We start from the raw sequence: 20978 nt of genomic DNA, 5'->3' as shown, positions 1-20978 counted from the left end.
ATGGATCTTAACATCGGCATTATACAAACAAACTTGCACTGGGAGAATCCTAAAGCCAACAGAGCGATGTTTACCAGAATAATAATGTCGATCAATACTACCGTTGACCTTATTATTCTACCAGAAATGTTTACTACGGGGTTCTCTATGAATGCAAAAGGACTGGCTGAAGATCCTTTAGGAGAAACTTTTTTGTGGATGAAATCAATTGCGTTAAAACACGACTGCGCAATCACAGGCAGTTATATCGTCAAAGAAAATGACAAGTACTATAACCGTTTACTGATTGTTGATCAACATGGAATAGTGGCAACATATGATAAAAGGCATTTGTTCACCTTAGCGGGAGAACATAATACGTACACGGCAGGAGAAGAACGCGTTGTATTTGAACTCAATGGGTGGAAAATATGTCCGCAGATTTGTTATGATTTACGATTTCCCGTTTGGTCGCGAAATGATCTTGCGTATGACTTTTTATTTTACGTGGCTAATTGGCCTAATCAACGCATCATGGCATGGGATATATTATTACAATCTAGAGCGATTGAAAATATGAGTTATGTTGCCGGCGTGAATCGAATTGGAACAGATGCTAATGGATATGAGCACACAGGACACTCAGCAGTTTACGATAGTTTAGGAAAACAAATCTCAACCAGTTTTAATGAAAAGGAAGGCATCCAGATCGTGACACTGGATAAAACACATCTGCAAACCACAAGGAAAAAACTTCAGTTTTTAGAAGATCAGGATACATTTAGAGTAGATTAATTATCTTCCGGAATCTCTTGTGATGGTGGACTGGTAGAAGGTTGCCTATTTATGCCGGGCAAAGAAATTGATTCTGTCACATCCCAATTTGCTCTAACTTCAAATGTTTTAGAATCGTATAAGATAGTTTCCGCTTGACGGGCATTTAAAAAACTACCCGTATCCCATTGGCCATTTGCATTATCATCATAAATTACTCGTACCAGGTATGTTCCCGGATCTATCAGCTCAAAATCAAAATTATTTGCGGCGTCGCTTTGGACTTCTTTTACAGGAATGCCTTTATCTGTGGTAAGTTGAACGATCACAGGATATCGGTCTATATTGTTTATGGTTAAATTTAGTGTGCCGTAATCTGATCGCTTTTTTGTTCTGATGCTATAGGCCAGAGAATCTGTTTTATTTTCCAAAAAATCAATTAATGCTCCCGGTAACAGATCAACTTGATATCGATTATCTTCTAAAGGTTCAAAATCTAAGGTTAGTTCGTTTAATTGATTATCCAGTTTTGTTGTAAAGGGTATATCGATAGTATCCTTATCAACGATTCGTATCAATGAATCATTAACTCGCGCTAAGGGGATATTACTGCTCAAGGTGATCTTTTTGTCCAGGGCAAGTGTTGTTCCCGTTAGGTTTTGTATTTGAAGTGAATCAGGATTCGAGGTTCTGGGTTTAATAACGAGGGTATCTAAATAATTAGCGTTCTCAACCCTAAAAAGAATACTGTCCATCTCTACGGGAGGTTTGAACCAATAGTTGAGCGTATCAGTTTCTCGATCCCTCACTACGGCAGATTCAAAACCTTGCGGCATATTTGAAATTGCTTCTATAACGACAGAATCAGGATTACCATAAAACGGAAATACGAAATGTTGATTACTTACTTGCTTAGGGCGATCAATTCTAAGATCCAGTTCTTCTTGAAATAGGGTTATGGTATAGTCCAAAGAGTCGCCCGGGAGCGAAATAGGCTCCTCTCTAAATCCAATTTTATCAGTGGCAGGATCAAATCTGTAATTCTCATTCATGTCTTTAAATGCAATGAGCTTATAGGTTCCTTCTTTGATGTTTTCAATACTAAAATTAGTCGTGCTATCCAGGGTGTTCGTAATATAGGTAGGAGTATCAGTATATACTAAAGAATCATTATAGGCTTCATTTACCTCGTATAGGGCAACAGTAATAAATGTTTCGGGAGTATTTAAATAGGCATCAAGGATATTTCCATTAACCTTTAGGGAGTCAAGATAATCTCCCGTAGAAAATACATATTTAAAGAAGGGCAGGGGATTCTCTTCGTTATTATCCACAATGCTATACCCAAAATTGATAGTATAGGTGGTGTTCTCTCTAAGCGTATCGCTAAAGAAGATTTTGGCATATTTTCTTGCAATCCCTAACGGACTAAAATCTGGTTTGGGATCAAGTGGTGGAGATATGATAATTTGCCGTTGAGCATTTTTAAGTTTGATGTATTCGTCAAAATAGAGTCGAACATCTTCTCTGTCAAAATTTATAGAATAATTTGGAGGTGTGGCCCTGATGAATTTTGGCGGAGTCTCGTCCTTAGGCCCGCCAGTTATGTTACCGCGTTTAGCACAGTTAAAGACCATTAACGACATGATCATGAGAATTACTCCTCTTAATAGCTGTTTTTTCATACCTCGTTTACACTAATGGCAACAAAAGTAAGTATTTAATCTAAAGCGTTACCGCCATTGTAGCAATGCTTATAGAGGTCCCTTTCACAGATAGCAACTTATTTGCGCATGTTTCTAAGGTTGTACCGGTGGTAACAATATCATCAACCAATAAAATATGTTTGTTCTCCACCAACTGGGGGTTTTGTAAAGCAAATAATTCCAATTCGTAACTTGATGCGCGATCTAACCTTCCTTTTTTAGCTTGTTTTGAGGTAGGCCTATCTTTTACCAGCACAGTATCGATATAGGTTGCATTGGCATAAGCGGCAAGTTCTTTTCCAAATCCTTCTACCTGATTATAACCCCTTTCCCTGAGCCTTTTCTTATGTAATGGAACAGGAATGACCACGTCAATATCGTGTAACCAGGATGTAGTCAAAAGGCGTTCACCTAACCATTTTCCTAAAAAAGCGCTTATCTCATCATTACCGCGATATTTCAACTCATGAAAAAGATGCTGTACCAAACCTTTTTTTTCAAATTGAAACAGCGCTACAGCATACTGCAAAGGAATTCTACCCCTAAATACTTTTTCTACTATATTGTCGTTTTCTAGGTAGATTTCGACCATCGGAAGCTTATGCCGACAAAAAGTGCAAATAAACTTTTCGTTGGTAACCAGTTGTTTCTCGCAGCATACACAAGTTGCTGGGAATAGTAGATTTAAGAAATCGTTAATCAAGTATTAAAAGGTATTGAGTTAAATACTTTTTGTTAATTTTAGCACTTAATATGTAAATGAATTTGAAATGACTGAACAAAAAAATAATAATGCCCTTAAGATTCTAATAGGAATCCTGGCAATAGGACTGGTTGTGTTAGGTGTACTAACCGTTAATTTCTACAACGAAAATAAAAAGGTACAACAAAATCTAACACAGCAAAAGGATGATCTTGAATCAGAGTTATCTGATATGATCGTAAAGTATGATGAAGCAATTGCAGATAACGATGCAATGGATAATGAGCTGATGGCGCAACGTGACCGCATTGCTACTCTTTTAGACTCTGTACAAGATATGGATGCGACGTTAGATTTATTAAATCGCTATAAATATGAGGTTGGAAAACTTAAAAAAGAACGTAACCGTTTATTTGCAGTAGTGGATAGCTTAGGAATGCAAAATGATTCGCTACGAGTTGAGATTGATAGTACGAATGCACGTTTGGTAGAGCGAACCATGTTATCAGACTCATTACAAACTAAAGCGCAGGAGTTAGGAGATAAAGTAGCGGTGGCTTCTCAAGTTAAAGTCAACAGTATGAGCGCTCAAGGAGTGATTGTGCGTAATAGCGGTAAAATTGTTGAAACAAATAACAATAGTCGTGTAGATAAAGTAAGAACCTGTTTCACTTTACTTTCAAATGATCTGGCAGAATCTGGTGATAAAGAGCTTTTTGTACAAATCATTAACCCTAAGCAGGATTTGATCGGCGACAAGCTAACTAAAGTCTTTGAGGATGCAGTAATTAATTACAGTGCTGTATCCCGCGTATTTTACGAGAACGACAATCTGGATGTGTGCGTATTGAGTAACGCTACAGAAGCAGAGCTTGTTGAAGGAAAGTATACGGTAAATGTCTTTGAAGGATCTAGAATGGTAGGCACCACAAGTTTTACGCTTAAGTAAATTTCTACATATACCATAATTTAAGCCCTTTAGCCTATGGTTAAAGGGTTTTTTTATTGGGAGACTGTCTTTATGATTGAAAAAATCACAAAGACACCGGGCTTTCACTACTCGCTATCCCACATTAGCGGGATGAGCTCAAACAGGCCGTTCAATCCCTGTCTCATCTTCAACACATTAGACTTAGAAATTTAAAAAGATGAAATTTCATAAATCTAAACGCAAATTCTACCTTTGCCGCCATGGCAAAACAAGAAGATCAGTTTAAAAAAGTAATATCCCATGCTAAGGAGTATGGCTATATATTTGGTTCCAGCGAAATTTATGATGGCTTAAGTGCTGTATATGATTACGGTCAAAATGGAGCAGAATTAAAAAAAAATATCAAAGAATACTGGTGGAAGAGCATGGTGCACCTTCATCAAAATATTGTTGGACTGGATGCAGCGATTTTAATGCATCCTACAACCTGGACTGCCTCTGGGCATGTAGATGCGTTTAATGATCCACTCATTGATAATAAGGATTCAAAGAAAAGATATAGAGCAGATGTATTGGTAGAGGATTATGCAGAAAAACTAAACCTCAAAGCACAAAAGGAAATTGATAAGGCCAAAAAGCGCTTTGGAGAAGCCTTTGATGAAGCTCAATTTGTAGCGACTAATCCCAGGGTGGTACGCTATAAGACACAACAAAAGGAAATTCTGGAGCGATTAGGTAAATCGCTCACCAATGAAGATTTAGATGATGTAGAAGCGCTCATTGAAGAATTGGGGATAGCAGATCCGATTACAGGCTCAAAAAACTGGACTGAGGTTCGCCAATTCAACCTTATGTTTGCGACTAAATTAGGAGCCTCTGCCGATACTGCACAAGACCTGTACTTGCGTCCTGAAACAGCCCAGGGAATCTTTGTAAATTACCTTAACGTACAAAAAACCGGAAGGATGAAAATTCCTTTTGGAATTGCGCAGATCGGGAAAGCGTTTAGAAATGAGATTGTTGCCAGGCAGTTTATTTTTAGGATGCGTGAGTTTGAGCAGATGGAGATGCAGTTTTTTGTACGTCCCGGCGAGGATCAAAAATGGTATGAGTACTGGAAAGAAACCCGACTAAACTGGCATAAATCGTTAGGCTTAGGCGAAGAAAATTATCGATTTCATGATCATGAAAAATTGGCTCATTATGCCAACGCTGCAACAGATATTGAGTTTAATTTTCCATTTGGGTTTAAAGAGTTGGAAGGAATACATTCCAGAACCGATTTTGACTTGAAAGCTCATGAGAAACATAGCGGTAAAAAGCTTCAGTTTTTTGATCCTGAAATTAATGAAAGTTACACCCCTTATGTAGTAGAAACCTCTATAGGTTTGGATCGTATGTTCTTAGCGGTATTTTCTTCGGCATTAAAGGATGAAACCTTGGCAGATGGATCAACCAGGACGGTGCTTAGTTTACCGGCAATCTTAGCGCCGGTTAAAGCTGCTGTTTTCCCACTGGTCAAAAAAGATGGACTCCCCGAAATCGCGCAGCAAATCGTTGCTGATTTGCAATGGGATTTTAATGTATTGTACGATGAGAAGGATGCAGTAGGAAAGCGTTATAGAAGACAAGATGCAGCAGGAACACCCTTTTGTATCACGGTAGATCATGATACGCTGGAAAATGACACGGTTACTATTAGACACAGAGATTCCATGGAGCAGCAACGTGTAGCCATTGCAGACCTTAAGGGCATGCTCCAAAAAGCACTGGAAATAAAACAGTGGATGTCTTAGTTAAGAGATTTTAATAAGTTCCATAAAAAAACCCCGATTTCATTAAGAAATCGGGGTTTTACGCTAGATAAAATAAACTATTACTTCACAATAAACTTACGTACTAATCCACCATCGTTGTTTCCTATTTTAAATAAGTAAACTCCGGCAGACATATAAGACATGTCTAAGTTGTACGAGAATGTACCATCACCACCACGCTCAATTTTGTGGTTAATGATTTGCTTTCCATTGATGTCATGAACAGTAATGTTTACTTTATTCTCATAACTTGGAGCGATAAGGGTAGCATCAAATACATCTGGCGTAGTTTCAATAAAGGTGAAGTTGTCGTCGTTGAACACTTCATCTTGTACTCCTAACAGATCTAAGATGTTTGCCATATAGTCCTCAGTCTCACCAAAGGTAGTTTCCTCGCAGGCGTCATCTGGTACATTTGCATTCCAGTTTGCTTTTGCTCGCATTAAATGCTGCCCTATAGGTGCGTTTACAGGAACGTTGATTTGAGTGGTGTGTGTATTAGGAAGTGCAGAAGGTAAGTTAAAATTATCAACAATCTTCTCATTGCTCGTAAATACAAAGTCGTCATTATAATCAATCCAAACCGTTACAAACTGATTACTAAAGTCTGTGGCTAACGTAAGGTCAGCATTACTTCCCTGAACAATATCAGCCATTAAATTGGTAAAATCACCATAACCACCAGTTGAACAATCGGAAGGATTATTAATATTAGCCAATTCAAATAGGCGTATACCATCTCCAATCGTACAGTTTGCACCGGGTTGGCAATTTGAATTTGTGATTACTGCAGATGCACTGTCATTAGAGGTATCACTATCTCCTGGTAACGAAGTTGTGGCAGATAGATTATAGGTTCCAAAAGCTGCAAGATTCGCAGTTTGACTAAAGGTGTATTCTAAGATATCCCCAGACTCAAGTGGTCCACCTACAACCTCGGTCACTATTGTGCCATCTAAATCGTACGAAACATCAAAGCCACTTTGAGCTTCTCCTCCAAAATTTTCAATTAAAACAGTTACCTGCTCATTATTTACTAGGTTCGTTCCAGAAACTGGCGAAACAATAGAAGTAACCCCAATATCATTAGGTTCTAAGAAGGTCACTTCTGCCGTAGTTGCATCGTTTGTATTATCCTCATCAGCGGCATACACAGTGCTGGCAGTAATGCTATACGTTTGTCCTACAGTACCCACATCTGCTGTCGCCGTGAAAGTAAATTGAGCCGTTTCGGTGGACGCCAAAGTTCCGGGGAAAGCTTCGGTCACCACTGCACCTCCATCAATTTGAAAGGTTACATCAAATCCTGAAGCATCATTTTGACCAAAGTTAAATACTGTAACCGTAACTTCTTCGGCATTAGATAAGGTTCCGGTTGCAGGTGAGTCAATACTTACTACCCCAACATCATCATTAAAATTAGGTGCAATTTGAAAACGTGCCGCAACATCTGCACGCTGATTGTTAGGATTGATGTACTCATTAATAAAATAGAACGCTTTATCATTAGCTGGATCTACATCAATTTTACTATAATCACCGTAACGAATAGATGGGACATTTCCATTCCCTTCAGCAATTACTTCTTCTACAATTGTCATTGTTCCAAGAGGATCATTAGCAAAGCGACCTGTATAATACGATCCTACAAAGACATCATTTACACCATTCATGGCAGAATAACCCATCCCAATGTTACCTTGTGCATCCATGGCCAAACTAGCATTCCAGGCGTTTTTACCATCTGGGGCATTATAGGTGCCTTCTTGGTGTAATACCCACGGATCTCCATCATTGGTTTGTCTAAATTCATACCAACGCACACCCGCCAGTTTACCACTGGTAGGATCAGTATCTACTACAAAATTAAACACGGCACTGTTGTACCCTGCAAATTTTCTAAATTGAGCCTGATTCATTACAATTCCTTGTAGCGCATCAATTTGAGCTCCGCCATTTGGCTGAGGTAAATTCGAAAAACTGGCATTATCAAAAATTGAGGTAAATGGAGTCACATCAATCACTTGAGGTGCAGTAATGAGAGAACTACCTGGATTATCCCAGTCCACCTGTACATTCCAAAATTTAATTTGGTCTGTTGTGATTCCTGCATACGCATCATCTTGAAAGAATACGATAGGAGCATTTCCCGGTGCGGGCATGTTATCATCAGTAATATTTAATGCCTGCGGACTAGCAAATCCAAAATTTGAAAAGTCCGGTAATTGGAATCCAAGAATTTGAGCTGCATTACCTGCTAACATTTCATCTCGTTCTAAGGCATACACTCGGTTACCATTAGATTGATCTGTCATATAGTATCCATCACTCCATACCGATAGTTTTTGATAATCGTTGATTGTATTGATATTATACACATTCCATCCACTGGTTACAGGATCTGGTCCATCTGATACTGCAATTTGAGCACCACCTCCTAAGAAAGAAAGTACCCAGCGATCAGCAGCATTATCATACGATACCGTTAAATCACAACATCCTCCATTAGGAAAGATAGAAGGATTAGGTGCAAAAGGCCCCGCCAGATTATTTCCTTCTTTGTCATAAATCACGTAGCCCGTATTAAATACCACAAACACGTGGTTTGGTCCAACTGCTAAAGATGGATCGGTTGGTTGTGAGTTAGAAAATGCAGCGTCCCATACTAAATCTGGTGCTTTTGTTGGTATCTTACCGGCTAATCGATGAGGATTGGCAGCTAATACATCGCCTACAGAACCTTTACCGGGAACAACATTGGGGAAGCGGGTTGATCTGCCATCCTCCATCTGAACAGGTTTTGTTCGTGCCGGTGTATGTTCTGCCATTCGAGAGGCAATCGATGGAACGTAGGTAGGTTTATCTAACTTACCTATGTACTCCACCTTTTTAGCTCCATCCTGTGCATACGTCATAAGGCCTACAAGGAGAAAGCATAATAGTAGAAATCGTGTTTTCATAATTCTAATAGTTTTACATTTTGGTTAAAAAATTCTAAAAAAGTTTTTAAAAATACACCGTATATTTCTAATTACCATATTTTTAACATTTATTCTTTAGGTATTGTTAATCCAGCGTATTCATTAACGTTTCTCAATATCGATGATATTTATTGGTCTCGCCATATTACAGCGATTTGCCATACGTAGGTTTTGATGCTTAATCCAGATGTTCATGGAGTCTTTAGGGAGAAACCTGCGGTAATCTGCTACCAGGTTGATAGGATCTAAAAGTTGTCCGTCCAGTGCTATAATGTAAGCACAACCCTCGGCTTCTTGTTTATCTGTATTGACCCTCAATACAGCTTCTTGATAGCCCTGTTCTATCATTAATTTATTTTTTTCATTCATCATAGTGGATTCATTGCCAGCATTAGACGGTGTAGGTTCTTTAGTGCTTTTACAACTGCCTAACATCACAATTAACGCCATGCCTGATAGTAAAGAGGTATATTTCATGAGAATTTAATTGATTTATGAAATGAATATACTATAAATTCATACAACTCGTGGAGATACGAGAGATTGATTTACCTTAAAAATAGGCTCTTAGCTGTACATTCCCGGTATGAACGGTATCAAAACCTTCACTTTTTCTGCCAAAATAAGATAGATTAAGATCTAAGTAGGTGGTTAATTTTTTTTGAACAATAAGATTCCACGTATAATTTGTATCAGGTTGCAAACCATCCAACATTTGATATCCTACCGGCGAAAAAGGACTTCCCTCAAATTCATTGAGAATATAATTAAATTCACCGGTTAAGGCATATTTCTCTTTATTAGCAAAATTAAACGTTGCTCCTAATTGCTGTTGGGTTAAGGCTTCAAATTCTGCACGTTGATTATCTTCTTCTTTATACCTATATGTGAAGTTAAGACGTGTATTGGGTGAGAAAAAATAGGAGAGCGTAGGACTTAAGTCGAACCCGTCGAGTTCGAAATTTCGATTGACGAAGTTTTCAGCAAAACTAGTTTTTTCGGTTAGATTGCCTCTTAGATCAATTAACCAACTTGTGGCAAATTTATGGTTAAAGGTAAATTGATGACTCTGCAAGGTGCTTTCTTGCAATCCTGTACTTAACAAATTGGTAGCTTCATTGGAGATATAACTGTATGAAGTCGTATAATTTTGTTTTCCACGATTAAAAAACAGCGTATTGCGCACATTCTGATTGACCGATAACCGATCTTCTTCTAATTCTTTGAACGGATTAAGATTGAAATTATTTGCCGTGCGTATTCCACGTTGGTCAATTAAATACGAGAATTGATTGTAAAAATGTGACAATAGCTTTTTTAGTTTATTTTCTTCTTCAATCCAGTTTTGAAAATTAAGGGTCACTAACGCACTAAATTTATTTTGGTGACTTTTTAAAAATACCTGATTTGGCAGGAGTACTCGCACATAGGTAGCTTCATCTTGAAAATTTGCTAATTCAAATTCTTCTAATTGCTGTATCCCATCATTATTATAATCATTCCAGGTGTATTGACCCTGTGTTGGATCAACTTCAATATACGTAAAGTCCTGCCGGGGAACCTGCCCGCTGCTGGTCTCGTAAACTGTTGTGAGATTAATTATTTTATTCGCTAAAAGCTGATTATACAGCATTCGCGCATTAAGAGAAAGGTCATCATCAAGTGTATCACTGGCATACTTCAAATCCCTAAAATTTAGCTGAGCAGAAAGGGATGATTTTTTATTTTTGATTAGTTGTGTGTTCAAAAAGTAGTTATTGGAGATATTAACCCGTTCTAATCTTCCATCCCGTAAACTGTCATTAGTTCTATAGCGATACCCAAGTTCTATAAAACGATTTGTACTGTCACCGATTCCTGCCAGTAATTGGTATTCATCAAAGCGCTGGCTTATTCCCGTGAGGCTATCAATGGATCGATCTGTAAGCTGATTATTTTCTAATTCATATCCTGCCTGGAACCAGGCGTTTTTTAACGAGTATTGCGCTTGTGTGTTCGTTCTCAAGAAATCTGTTGAGAGAGAATCTGAGGTTGAAACGAGATAACTCGAATTTGTCGTTACTCTTAAACTATCCAGCTTTAAATTTCCCAGTAATAAGTGTCGGTTTCCTGTAAAATTTTGGCTAAACTCCAGGCGTTGATAATCGTAAATAACATTTCCCTTCTCAGGATGGGCAGCGCTTAAACCCGAAGTAACATAATGCTGATTTCCCAGTGGATTGCTCAAATTCCAGTCTCTTGTAAATTCAACATTGAACAATCGCTCAATGCTTCTAAATCGATCTTCAATAAAGACATAATCAGCTTTTGCATTTACAGACCATAAATCAAGACTGTCAATTATGTTTTGGCGTATGCCGAATTTTAGCGCCGCACCCTGATTGTCATTATCGTCTATAGCTGAAAATAAGTTGAGATCGTTTCTACTCCCTGCTAATTCAAAATTGATTCCGGTTTTTTCTGTTGGGGTGTAACTCCCATTTATTACAGCTAACTGTAAACGGGTGGGAGCGGCCAACTGAATAATAGGTTCATAGTTTCCCTGTCGTACTCCGCCAACAGGAGCTACATATTGAAAGCTTCGGTTCACTGCATTTTCATCAATCAGGATGTAATTCCCCAATCCCTGACCAACTAAGCTAAAACGAACGTTGAATAATTCATCTTCGGGATCATTGGACAGGATAAAAATTTCTTCTCCATTGATGATCGTCTTCCGATACAAAACATTGTCTTCACTAAACTCTGTGGGTACAGCACTTTGTGCAACCATTTGTTGCATATCATCTCCCGCAGTTTGTAAGACATCCACTTGTTCTTCAGTAAGATCTTGTTGTAAAGGTTGATTTTTAGCATCATTTTCAGAATATACAAATCCTCCAATATTCCATTTTTTATTGGTTAATCGTCCTCCACCTGTTGCAATGACGCGCGTATAATTACGATCTGTGAATTGATACTCAACCACAATACGCATTTCACTGGTGATTTGATAAGTACTGTTGAATATAATTTCACCGGCGTTGTAGTCAATGATGTAGTCATTGCGTTCCCCGCGTTCTAATAAGATCCCATTTATAAAAACCCGTTCACTACCAGATACGATTAAGGTAAATAACTCTCCATTTGGTCCTGTGAGTTTGTAGGGGCCCTGGTTTCCCTCCAAGCCGGTAAATTCACTTCGTGTAAAGACTCCCCTTACTAATGCTCCCGCACCGTACATGTTCACACTACTATTTTTAACTGGGATATTTGCAGCCATGGAAAGCCCCTGAATTTTCTTTGTAAAGGACCCAAAATAGGACTGATCCTGGATCAAATCCACATCCCCAGCTCTTATGTTCCAGTTCTCACTAAATAACTCGATAAAGATTTGATCAAATTCATCCAAACTTTGAGAGTAGCCACTCTCCTGCACCGGGATATTCGCATCCTGAATGGATGCTCTCAAACTCACTTTTTCATTGAGTTTACCTGATATTTGTAAATCCAACTCTGAGTTGAGTACGGCGTTTTGATTGGTCCCAATGGTGATCCCACGTGAAATGCTTCCGGTAGTATTAAGACCGTCAAAAGGAACAAAGTTGTTTTTTTCGCTGGGGCGATTGAGCTTGAGTCGTTTTTCAGCATTTTGATCATCAGTAACAATAATGGATGGATCAAGCAGCTGATACGTTTCAGTTAAAAAAGAAGGATAAGGAAAATATGATATGGTAATACTATCTGCTGGTGGTCGTTGAAAAAAAATAAGTTGCGCTTTACTGTAGTCCACTTTATACGACGAGGTATCCAGAACGATGGAATCGCGATATACTTTTAGAAATGAGGGATTAATACTAACACTGTCAATTTGAATAGTATCGCGTACCGCTTTTTTAGTGCGTTGATACGTGGCAATTTCTTGTTGCGCCAACCCAACAGAACAATAGCTTAATCCCAATAAAAAAAGGTATAATCGCATACAGAACGTAGTTAGACTTTTTCTTTTACCTGCAAACATTCCATTTTAAATCCATAAATCCCCCTTGTTACTCACCTTAACCCTGCTATACTGCTAAAAAAAAAGCTTCATTTGGGTTCTAAGGCTACTATATTTGGGTGTAAACAAAAAGTTTAAAAAGTCCTACTTGTAAAACTACTGCTTTTGTAAATTATTTTGTTAACAACCCGCTAAATTTTAGTGTGTCAAGGTTCGAATAATGCGAGGTGATCCATTATTTTTGAAACTATCCTATGAAGATTATTTCTTATAATGTAAATGGTGTTCGCGCTGCACTAAAAAAAGGTCTGGTAGATTGGATCAAATCAGCAGATCCAGATGTACTTTGTTTGCAAGAAATCAAAGCGAATCCAGATCAATTTAATGAAGCAGTTTTTGAAGAGGCAGGACTTATGCATCGCTATTGTTATCCTGCGCTAAAAAAAGGGTATAGCGGCACTGCTATTTTATGTAAACAAAAGCCAGGTCATATTGAATTTGGAACCGGGGTTGATTATATGGATGCAGAAGGACGAAATCTTAGGGTAGATTTTGACGAAGTCTCTGTAATGAGTATGTACTTACCTTCAGGAACTAGTGACGCGCGTTTACAGTTCAAATTTGAGTATATGGACGATTTTAAGGCATATGCCAATGAACTTAAACAAGACATTCCTAATCTCGTAATCTGTGGGGACTATAATATTTGTCATCAGGCAAAAGATATTCATGATCCGGTACGGTTAAAGAATGTTTCGGGTTTTCTTCCGCGTGAGCGAGAATGGTTAAGTAACTTTATTCATAGTGGCTTTATTGATTCGTTTCGATATTTTGATGATCGTGATGAACAATATTCATGGTGGAGTTATAGAGGAAATTCCAGAGCTAGAAATAAGGGCTGGCGTTTAGATTATGCTATGGTGACTAATGCGCTGGAAGATCGGTTAAAACGTGCAGTCATTTTACAAGAAGCCAAACACAGCGACCATTGTCCCGTATTAGTAGAATTAACACAATAGTATATTTATGAAGTCAGTTGTAAGAATTTTAGCGTTAACTATAGTGTATGCAACACTTGGTTCATGCGTATCCATGAAGAAATATCAGGAGCTTGAAGGTAAATACGAAGAATTAGAGCAAGAAAATAGTGGACTGCTTGCTGATCTCAAGCAATACAATGATGAGAATTTACTGCTCCAATCAGAATTGGAAGGACTGCGAAAAAAACAGGACGAAACGCAAAAGGAGTATGAGAAAACAATGGCAGAGGTTGTCGCCACTCAAAAGAAATATGATGCCATCAAAGAAGACTATCTCATGTTGGAGAATTCCTCTTCTAAGTCTATGGCATCCAATACTAAACGTAATCGAGAATTATTACAGCGATTAGAAGAGCGTGAGCGAGCACTAGCGGCAAATTCAAAGCAAAATCAGCAATTGGCAAAACAATTAGAAGATCAGGAAACCGCGCTTAACCAGGAACGCAGTCGATTGGAAGGTCTGCTTACTGAACTTAATCAACGTTCGCAACGCATTAATGAATTAGAAGGTTTAATTGCGGCTCAGGATGCAAAGATGAAAGCACTAAAAACTTCTATTTCAAAGGCGCTTACTAATTTTGAGGGAAAAGGATTGACGGTAGAGGAGCGCAATGGAAAAGTCTACGTCTCTATGGAAAATAAGCTCTTATTTCCTAGCGGAAGCTGGGCTGTGAATACACAAGGAAAACAAGCCGTGGAGCAGTTAGGAAATGTACTGGCACAAAACAAAGATATTGCGGTTTTAATTGAAGGTCACACCGATGATGATCCCTATGGCGGAGATGATAAGTTAAACGGAAACTGGGATCTGTCTGCCAAAAGAGCTACAGCTATAGTAAAAATATTACTAGAAAACAGTGAAGTAGAGGCTCAAAACCTTACTGCCGCAGGAAGAAGTAAGTTTTCCCCTGTAGCCGAAAACAACTCACCTGAAAATAAAGCAAAAAACCGCCGTATTGAAGTAATCCTAACTCCTAAGCTGGATGAGATTGCAAAGATGCTGGGCGATATTTAAATCCCCGCGAGTGCGGGGATCAGTATAATCTTAACGAAAATGTGCTTTCGTTTTTGCCTATATTTAAAATCGTAACGTAGCTCCTAAGAGAAAATTTCTTCCTGCTACCGGATAGTAACCTGCACCTTCTATAGTAGTGATTTCACCGGGATTTGAAAAATCGTCATCAAAGGTGAAAAAGTAGCCATTAGGTTCATATTCTACATCAAATAGATTATTTAGTAATCCAGAGAACGTAATAACATCAAAAAACCAGGGATTTTTCCATTCGTAAGACACATTAAGATCGTTCGTAAAAAATGAATTTAAAATAGATGCTTCACTATCGATATTTCCCATGTATTGTTCTCCAACGTATTTAGCTAACCAGCGAATGTAAAAATCTTCAACCGGAATAACTTCTATAATTCCGCCTCCAACAATTTCAGGGGAAAAAGCAATATTCGTATCTCCTAAATTAGTTAATGCGCCATCACGTTGAAATAGAAAATCTCGATTTTTATTAGTGCTCAGCGCAAGATTAGGTTGTAGGTTAATCATATCTGTAAGAGGTATCCTGGCATCAAGTTCAATTCCTAATCGATAACTACTCCCCACATTTTCTCTTATGCGCGCCCCTACATCGTCAATTGCTCCGGTTAACACGAGTTGATCTTGATAGTTCATAAAGTATCCATTCACATTAAGTTGAAGTTTTCCATCACTAAACCGCCATCCTAGTTCGTAATCATCCAGTGTTTCTGGTCTTACTGTTGCATTTTCCTCAAAATCTGAACGCCTTGGTTCTCTGTTTGCTCTACCATATGAGGTATAGAGTTGATTACGTTCATTGAGTTGATAACTTAACCCTGCTTTTGGATTAAAAAAATTAAACGTCTTATCTACATCAATAGGTTCTCTATCTGAGGTTAGTCCGGTGGCTTCATAGTCGATAAATCTTCCCTGTAGATCTGCGTACCCGCTTAAGCGATCTGTGATATTAAACGTTGCTTTGGCAAAGGTGGTTACTTCTTGTTTTAGGCCTCTACCATCATAATAGCGTCCTTTATATCCTAATCCGTCAAGTGGAAATTCTGACCAAAGTATCTCACCAAAATGATCCCCATCATAATAGCTGTAGAACACTCCGGCATCTACATCAATTCGATCTGTTTTAAAATTTGCATTCGTACTGATCACATAAAAATCATTGTCTAACCAGCGTCTTCTGATTAAATCAGTTTCTGTAATTTCTTCACCGTTTACTGTAATAGGATCAATTCCTAAAAAGGCATAGGTTGCTGAAGGATCAAAAAGATTGCTTCCGTAGTTAAATGCGTCCACGTACTGTTCAAAATATCCTCTTCCATAGGTATAGTTAAGTGATACATTGGCTGACCAATTTGCATTAAATCTATGATTGGCATGAAGTTGATAGTGATCCTGCGCATAATTATCCACTTCATTATCGTAAAATCCTTCAAAATTACCTTCATTATCAAATTGTTGTCCTACCGGATTAAATGTTCGATCAGTCTCCAACGTTTCTGCATCTATTCCAAAATACGCCTGATAGGTTTCTTCTCTTCCACCAAAAAGCACGGCTTTTACCAGTGTTTGCCCATCATCATATGTTCCCTGTAAAAAATACGATTTCAAATCAGACGTGGCGCGATCCACATATCCATCAGAATAGATATTAGATAATCTGGCTGAAAGCTCAAACTTATCCTGAAGCAGTCCCGTACTGGCTTTCACAGTATGTCTTCGTGTATTAAATGACCCGAATGAATTAGAAATCTCTGCGTAAGCCTCTTCAGAACGATTATCGGTTAATAAATTAAGACTGGCCCCAAAAGCCCCGGAGCCATTGACAGATGTTCCAACTCCCCGTTGCAATTGTAAGCTTTGGGTAGAAGAGGCAAAATCAGGTAGGTTTACCCAAAAGCTTCCCTGGCTTTCGGCGTCATTGAATGGAATTCCATTAAGGGTTACATTAATTCGTGTAGCATCGCTTCCGCGTACGCGTAGATAGGTATAACCTACGCCGTTTCCTGCATCAGATGCTGTGACCACACCGGGTAATTGATTTAATAAAATAGGTAGATCCTGACCTAAATTTATCTTCTTTATTTCTTCTTTAGACAGGTTAGAATGGGTAATCGGTGAATCTGCATCTACGCGAAACGACTTAATCAAAACTGCCCCAAGAACTTCTTCTTTTTTCTTGACCGTATCGATTTTCGTGTTTTCTTGCCCAAATGCGCAAAGTGCAAGGCAGCAAATAATAATAGTACTGGTAAATCTTTTCATCATAAAAATGGTTATCCTCAATAGGGAGTTTGACAATTTGTTACGATCAAAAAGAGGATAGCATTGATAAGCACTCAACGTGATATTGAGTAACGCTCCCTAAACAGCATTACCTGTTCTAGGTTCAATGGGTATAATCTCAGCCGTTTCCTATTTTCAGAAAAAGCACCCCTTTTGAAGTGATGCAAAGATACGGTTATATTTTAGGTAGGCAATGAAAAGAATTCAGTGGATTGAGAAATACTAAGCTTTCTTTATATTTAGAGCAGGGAGAAAACAGTTTTAAATCGGGTGGTTTTAGAATCATTTATTTGTCTGGAGTTCCTACAGAACTTCATATCATCGTAATATTGCAATATTACGATGATAATGTGAAAAAGTAAAAGTGTTACATTTTAGGAGGCTTTCGGTTTGCTTTCTTTTCTGACTGGATTCGCTTGTTATTCAGGCGTTTTTTGATGGATTTAATCGAAGGCTTGGTGCGCTTTCTTTTTTTTCTCTGCTGAAGATTTTCTGCCAGTAACTTAAATAAACGTTGGGTTACTTCTGCCTTGTTTTTGTGTTGACTTCGGGATTCCTGCGAAGAGAGTTGTAATACTCCATCCTTAGTCAAACGATGTGCTAAACGTTTAAGCAGAAGATGTCGCTGATCATCGGTCAGTGCCGAAGATTCTTCTACATTCCAAAAGACCATTACTTTTGATGAAGTTTTGTTTACGTGCTGTCCACCGGCACCACTACTGCGAACAGCCTTATACGAAAGCTCTGACGCTATTTTTTCCTTATCGACCACCTTTAGCTTGATGTGTTGGCTTAAGTAAATCGTTTACTGTCTTAACCGGATTGAATGTATTGAGCGGGACTTCAACAAATACCGTATTCCATTTAGCCATGGCGCCATTCCATAACCCCGGCAATTCTAGTGCTTTGATAGGATTTCCTTCGACCGTTTTTTCTGTAATAAAACCTGCCTCAGGATCTACAAAATCCAGCAGATTTAATTTATCTCCTTTAAAACCTTTTACACCGCAAACAATATCAACCGGATTAAAGTGAGTAGAGGTAGTCAGAATTTCTTTTTGAGAATCATCTGTAAGATCTACCTGTGCACTCTCCACAATTTGTAAGGATACGCTACCATTTTGGTGTTCTACCCAAAATGGTCCGCCGCCGGGTTCTCCCTCATTTTTCACCATCCCGCATATGCGAATAGGTCTATTTAAGTAGTTTTGTAACTGATCAATTTGATCTGTTTTAGACAGTCTTAAAAAACCTTCAGGCAGAACAACTTTTAACTGATGGGTTAGAAAGGTGTGTGTTTCATTGATCACCTCAGTCTTTACCTCTTTGTTATTAAGTTCATTCATAAAGCCATAAGCAGCGGTTTGTAATTCAAGTAATTTTCCGCCTAATACTTTTTTGTAATGAACAACTTCTTCCTCGTGTTCTGTGGTAACTACATTATCAATATTCTTAATAAAAATGAGGTCTGCCTCTATATCATTTAAATTTTCAATCAAGGCGCCGTGTCCTCCGGGGCGCAGTAATAATTTGCCGTTTGACTGTCGGTAGGGTTCATTCTGCATGTTTACGGCGATCGTGTCGGTAGCGTTTTTTTGAGCCGAATAATCCACCTTAAAATTTGTTTGAGTCGCTTTACTCACGTAATCCTCGGTCTTAGTAAAAATCGATTCAAATAATTCCTTATGCTGTGGTGAGATGGTGAAATGCAGATGAGATTTTCCATAGGTCGATGCGTACGAAGCTCCTTCAAAAAGGTGTTCTTCAAAAGGAGTTACTGTACGGTTATCATACTTGTGAAATGCCAATACACCTTTTGGATGATGACCATAATTCAATCCAGATGATGTGAGTAACGTCTTTACAAAGATTACCTTGTGTTCGTTTTGACCTAGATCTACTTCACCTTTTCCGGACATTATAGCGACCACTTCCTCATAAAATGGAAACTTTTTAAGGCCATCAAAGAACGTTTTGATGTCTTTATTATTAGTTCGTTCTACGAATTCATTTACCGATTCTTTAGAGGGATCATATTGATCTAGAAATGAAAACAGGCTTTTAAACATTCGGGATGCGGCCCCAGATGCAGGAACAAATTTTACTATAGTATATTGAGAGGATTTTTTCTCATACAGCCTCACCAAATCTTTTTGCTCATCTTCACCCAGCTTTAAAATACCATGACCAATCGTTGCGGCTTCTTTTATTTTTATAGGAGCAATCCCACGTTCAAATGTAGCCAGTTGTTTTTCAGCGGTTAAGAGTGACAAACCGTGTTCTTTAATCGCAGTAATATCTTTTTGTTCTAATTTCATAGGGCAAGTCTTTCTAACGTTTTAATAGCATTCATGGCTTGTTTTAATCGTTGTGTTTTATTTCCGTGTACAGTTACAAAAGGGAGATTGCGTTGGAGTAGCTCTTGCTCAAAGGTTGCGTAAAGTTCAGCGCGATCCTTAGGATTAGGTCGGTCTCTCAAATCATCTTTCTCCCACGGCACATCAATACCGGTTAACAAATACAAATCATAATGTTGATGTTCCAGCATGCTATACGCCGGCTCTGGTAAATCTTTTTTAAAATAATACCTGCAATATACCTGGTATTGCAAGGGATTAGTATCGCAGATAACAAGGGTTGTTTTTTTTTGAATTGCTATATTTTCAGACGTTATTTGACCCCTAATGATAGGGATGAGGTCAGTGTAGGTGCAAATTTCTTGTTCCTCATTCCATTTTTTTTGCAAATAATTTCTGGCAAATTCTGATACATATTGTGCATCTAACGTTGACAAAAGGCTCCTGGCCAGCGTTGTCTTTCCTGTAGACTCTGGTCCAAAAAGGACAATTTTTATGCCTTGATAACTGAGTTGTTCTGGTATCTTATCCATGCACGATAGCCAAAATAGGCGATGATTGTAAAAATAAGATATTGAATAGCAGTAAGCGTTAAACCCTTGTAAAAATATAGCGGAACTGAAATTAGGTCTCCCACAATCCAATAGAGCCAGTTCTCCACTTTTCGTTTCGCCATTAACCACATCCCCACAAAGAAAATAGCTGTGGTAATCGTATCCACATAGGCGGTCCAACTTGTCCATTTGTCAAAAACATGATACACAATGGTCACAAAGACAATCGAAGCTAAAAAGATCAAAACAGAAATCTTATGCTCCTTTTTAGTGGTATAGGTAATAGGTGTAACATGAATGGGATCTACTTTGAGGGTCCAAATGTACCACCCATAAATGCTGATGATAAAATAGTACGCGTTGATCATCATATCGCCTAACAAACCAAATTTGAACAACAGGCAGACAAAAATAGCCGTACTTATCATTCCTGTAGGATAAACTAGTACGTTGTTCTTTTTAGAAAAAATAACCGAAAGTAATCCAAAGGCAACACCTAAAACCTCCAGCAAAATATCTGTCCAGCTATAAGACTCATAGGGGCTAAAAAGATACTCAATCATGGGGTTGATAACTGCTGCGATCAGATTTGACCATTTTTAGATGGATAAGCACATGATCTAACAAGGAAAATGTATCTTTAATTTCTCGCTGAAGAAACCCCATAACCTCATCATAAGGCCCGTAAATTTGCGTACTCAACGGATTTTCAAGTATGGTAAAATCAGATTTTCTAAGCTTGTTTATAAATGCGATTATAGGAGCTTCAAAATCATCCTGAAGCGGTGTTAGGGTCAATTCAATAGAAATATTCATGGATGGAGATTTT

Annotated in this window: 17 protein-coding genes; 6 read left to right on the top strand and 11 right to left on the bottom strand. The window is 38.3% G+C overall.

The features are described from left to right. Positions 1 to 774: an amidohydrolase gene (locus tag ABD000_RS08920; protein WP_343766196.1), complete on the top strand. Its 774-nt coding sequence runs from the start codon at positions 1 to 3 to the stop codon at positions 772 to 774. Here ABD000_RS08920 and ABD000_RS08915 read toward each other — a convergent pair. After that, entirely contained in the window at positions 771 to 2438 is a 1668-nt protein-coding gene (locus ABD000_RS08915) for an Ig-like domain-containing protein (RefSeq protein ID WP_343766192.1), read from the bottom strand. The genes ABD000_RS08920 and ABD000_RS08915 overlap by 4 nt on opposite strands. Positions 2439 to 2478: 40 nt before the next feature. Continuing rightward, positions 2479 to 3051: a ComF family protein gene (locus ABD000_RS08910; RefSeq protein WP_343766189.1), complete on the bottom strand. Its 573-nt coding sequence runs from the start codon at positions 3049 to 3051 to the stop codon at positions 2479 to 2481. A 178-nt stretch (positions 3052 to 3229) separates the two neighbouring features. On the opposite strand from ABD000_RS08910, the gene ABD000_RS08905 reads away from it, so the two are divergent. Further along, positions 3230 to 4111: a hypothetical protein gene (locus ABD000_RS08905; RefSeq protein ID WP_343766186.1), complete on the top strand. Its 882-nt coding sequence runs from the start codon at positions 3230 to 3232 to the stop codon at positions 4109 to 4111. A 242-nt stretch (positions 4112 to 4353) separates the two neighbouring features. After that, the gene (locus ABD000_RS08900) at positions 4354 to 5889 is read left to right on the top strand and encodes a glycine--tRNA ligase (protein ID WP_343766183.1); all 1536 of its coding nucleotides are present in this window, start codon (positions 4354 to 4356) and stop codon (positions 5887 to 5889) included. 80 nt (positions 5890 to 5969) lie between these two features. On the opposite strand, the gene ABD000_RS08895 is transcribed toward ABD000_RS08900, so the two are convergent. The 3 genes from ABD000_RS08895 to ABD000_RS08885 all read right to left on the bottom strand — a co-directional run bounded on the left by ABD000_RS08895 (position 5970) and on the right by ABD000_RS08885 (position 12852). Continuing rightward, positions 5970 to 8870, bottom strand: a complete 2901-nt coding sequence (locus ABD000_RS08895) for a GEVED domain-containing protein (RefSeq protein WP_343766181.1) — start codon at positions 8868 to 8870, stop codon at positions 5970 to 5972. Positions 8871 to 8993: 123 nt separating this feature from the next. Next, positions 8994 to 9368, bottom strand: coding sequence for a hypothetical protein (locus tag ABD000_RS08890; RefSeq protein WP_343766178.1), 375 nt, complete (start codon positions 9366 to 9368; stop codon positions 8994 to 8996). 76 nt (positions 9369 to 9444) lie between these two features. After that, positions 9445 to 12852 (bottom strand): hypothetical protein, encoded by a 3408-nt coding sequence (locus ABD000_RS08885; protein WP_343766176.1) that lies wholly within the window; start codon positions 12850 to 12852, stop codon positions 9445 to 9447. A 272-nt stretch (positions 12853 to 13124) separates the two neighbouring features. Between ABD000_RS08885 and ABD000_RS08880 the strand changes: the two genes are divergently transcribed. Together ABD000_RS08880 and ABD000_RS08875 are read left to right on the top strand one after the other, a co-directional pair. After that, a complete protein-coding gene (locus ABD000_RS08880) occupies positions 13125 to 13889 on the top strand; it encodes an exodeoxyribonuclease III (RefSeq protein WP_343766174.1) in 765 nt (254 codons plus the stop codon). A gap of 7 nt (positions 13890 to 13896) precedes the next feature. Next, the gene (locus ABD000_RS08875) at positions 13897 to 14925 is read left to right on the top strand and encodes an OmpA family protein (RefSeq protein WP_343766171.1); all 1029 of its coding nucleotides are present in this window, start codon (positions 13897 to 13899) and stop codon (positions 14923 to 14925) included. 63 nt (positions 14926 to 14988) lie between these two features. Here ABD000_RS08875 and ABD000_RS08870 read toward each other — a convergent pair whose 3' ends face one another. Next, positions 14989 to 17217, bottom strand: coding sequence for a TonB-dependent receptor (locus ABD000_RS08870; RefSeq protein ID WP_343767301.1), 2229 nt, complete (start codon positions 17215 to 17217; stop codon positions 14989 to 14991). Positions 17218 to 17450: 233 nt separating this feature from the next. Here ABD000_RS08870 and ABD000_RS08865 point away from each other — a divergent pair, with 233 nt between their 5' ends. Beyond that, the gene (locus ABD000_RS08865) at positions 17451 to 17600 is read left to right on the top strand and encodes a hypothetical protein (RefSeq protein WP_343766168.1); all 150 of its coding nucleotides are present in this window, start codon (positions 17451 to 17453) and stop codon (positions 17598 to 17600) included. 5 nt (positions 17601 to 17605) lie between these two features. On the opposite strand, the gene arfB is transcribed toward ABD000_RS08865, so the two are convergent. Genes arfB through ABD000_RS08840 form a run of 5 tightly spaced genes read right to left on the bottom strand, consistent with a single transcriptional unit; the run spans position 17606 to position 20965 of the window. Further along, positions 17606 to 18010, bottom strand: a complete 405-nt coding sequence (gene arfB, locus ABD000_RS08860; RefSeq protein WP_343766165.1) for an alternative ribosome rescue aminoacyl-tRNA hydrolase ArfB — start codon at positions 18008 to 18010, stop codon at positions 17606 to 17608. Then, positions 18000 to 19556, bottom strand: a complete 1557-nt coding sequence (locus ABD000_RS08855) for a DUF4301 family protein (RefSeq protein WP_343766162.1) — start codon at positions 19554 to 19556, stop codon at positions 18000 to 18002. The genes arfB and ABD000_RS08855 overlap by 11 nt, the downstream gene beginning before the upstream one ends. Continuing rightward, on the bottom strand, positions 19553 to 20128 hold the full coding sequence (locus tag ABD000_RS08850; RefSeq protein ID WP_343766159.1) for an AAA family ATPase: 576 nt from the start codon (positions 20126 to 20128) through the stop codon (positions 19553 to 19555). Before ABD000_RS08850 ends, ABD000_RS08855 begins: the two co-directional genes overlap by 4 nt. Continuing rightward, the gene (gene pnuC, locus ABD000_RS08845) at positions 20089 to 20712 is read right to left on the bottom strand and encodes a nicotinamide riboside transporter PnuC (protein WP_343766156.1); all 624 of its coding nucleotides are present in this window, start codon (positions 20710 to 20712) and stop codon (positions 20089 to 20091) included. Before pnuC ends, ABD000_RS08850 begins: the two co-directional genes overlap by 40 nt. After that, positions 20705 to 20965: a hypothetical protein gene (locus ABD000_RS08840; RefSeq protein WP_343766153.1), complete on the bottom strand. Its 261-nt coding sequence runs from the start codon at positions 20963 to 20965 to the stop codon at positions 20705 to 20707. Before ABD000_RS08840 ends, pnuC begins: the two co-directional genes overlap by 8 nt. Between the last annotated feature and the right edge of the window lie 13 nt (positions 20966 to 20978).

It is taken from the genome of Gangjinia marincola (assembly GCF_039523415.1).
Taxonomy (GTDB): domain Bacteria; phylum Bacteroidota; class Bacteroidia; order Flavobacteriales; family Flavobacteriaceae; genus Gangjinia; species Gangjinia marincola.
This window is presented reverse-complemented; position numbering and strand designations above follow the sequence as displayed.

Bases quoted from the DNA above. Each gene is read 5' to 3' on its own strand.
- ABD000_RS08920 (WP_343766196.1), top strand. From the start codon at position 1: ATGGATCTTAACATCGGCATTATACAAACAAACTTGCACTGGGAGAAT.
- ABD000_RS08915 (WP_343766192.1), bottom strand. From the start codon at position 2,438: ATGAAAAAACAGCTATTAAGAGGAGTAATTCTCATGATCATGTCGTTA.
- ABD000_RS08910 (WP_343766189.1), bottom strand. From the start codon at position 3,051: ATGGTCGAAATCTACCTAGAAAACGACAATATAGTAGAAAAAGTATTT.
- ABD000_RS08905 (WP_343766186.1), top strand. From the start codon at position 3,230: ATGACTGAACAAAAAAATAATAATGCCCTTAAGATTCTAATAGGAATC.
- ABD000_RS08900 (WP_343766183.1), top strand. From the start codon at position 4,354: ATGGCAAAACAAGAAGATCAGTTTAAAAAAGTAATATCCCATGCTAAG.
- ABD000_RS08895 (WP_343766181.1), bottom strand. From the start codon at position 8,870: ATGAAAACACGATTTCTACTATTATGCTTTCTCCTTGTAGGCCTTATG.
- ABD000_RS08890 (WP_343766178.1), bottom strand. From the start codon at position 9,368: ATGAAATATACCTCTTTACTATCAGGCATGGCGTTAATTGTGATGTTA.
- ABD000_RS08885 (WP_343766176.1), bottom strand. From the start codon at position 12,852: ATGCGATTATACCTTTTTTTATTGGGATTAAGCTATTGTTCTGTTGGG.
- ABD000_RS08880 (WP_343766174.1), top strand. From the start codon at position 13,125: ATGAAGATTATTTCTTATAATGTAAATGGTGTTCGCGCTGCACTAAAA.
- ABD000_RS08875 (WP_343766171.1), top strand. From the start codon at position 13,897: ATGAAGTCAGTTGTAAGAATTTTAGCGTTAACTATAGTGTATGCAACA.
- ABD000_RS08870 (WP_343767301.1), bottom strand. From the start codon at position 17,217: ATGAAAAGATTTACCAGTACTATTATTATTTGCTGCCTTGCACTTTGC.
- ABD000_RS08855 (WP_343766162.1), bottom strand. From the start codon at position 19,556: ATGAAATTAGAACAAAAAGATATTACTGCGATTAAAGAACACGGTTTG.
- ABD000_RS08850 (WP_343766159.1), bottom strand. From the start codon at position 20,128: ATGGATAAGATACCAGAACAACTCAGTTATCAAGGCATAAAAATTGTC.
- pnuC (WP_343766156.1), bottom strand. From the start codon at position 20,712: ATGATTGAGTATCTTTTTAGCCCCTATGAGTCTTATAGCTGGACAGAT.
- ABD000_RS08840 (WP_343766153.1), bottom strand. From the start codon at position 20,965: ATGAATATTTCTATTGAATTGACCCTAACACCGCTTCAGGATGATTTT.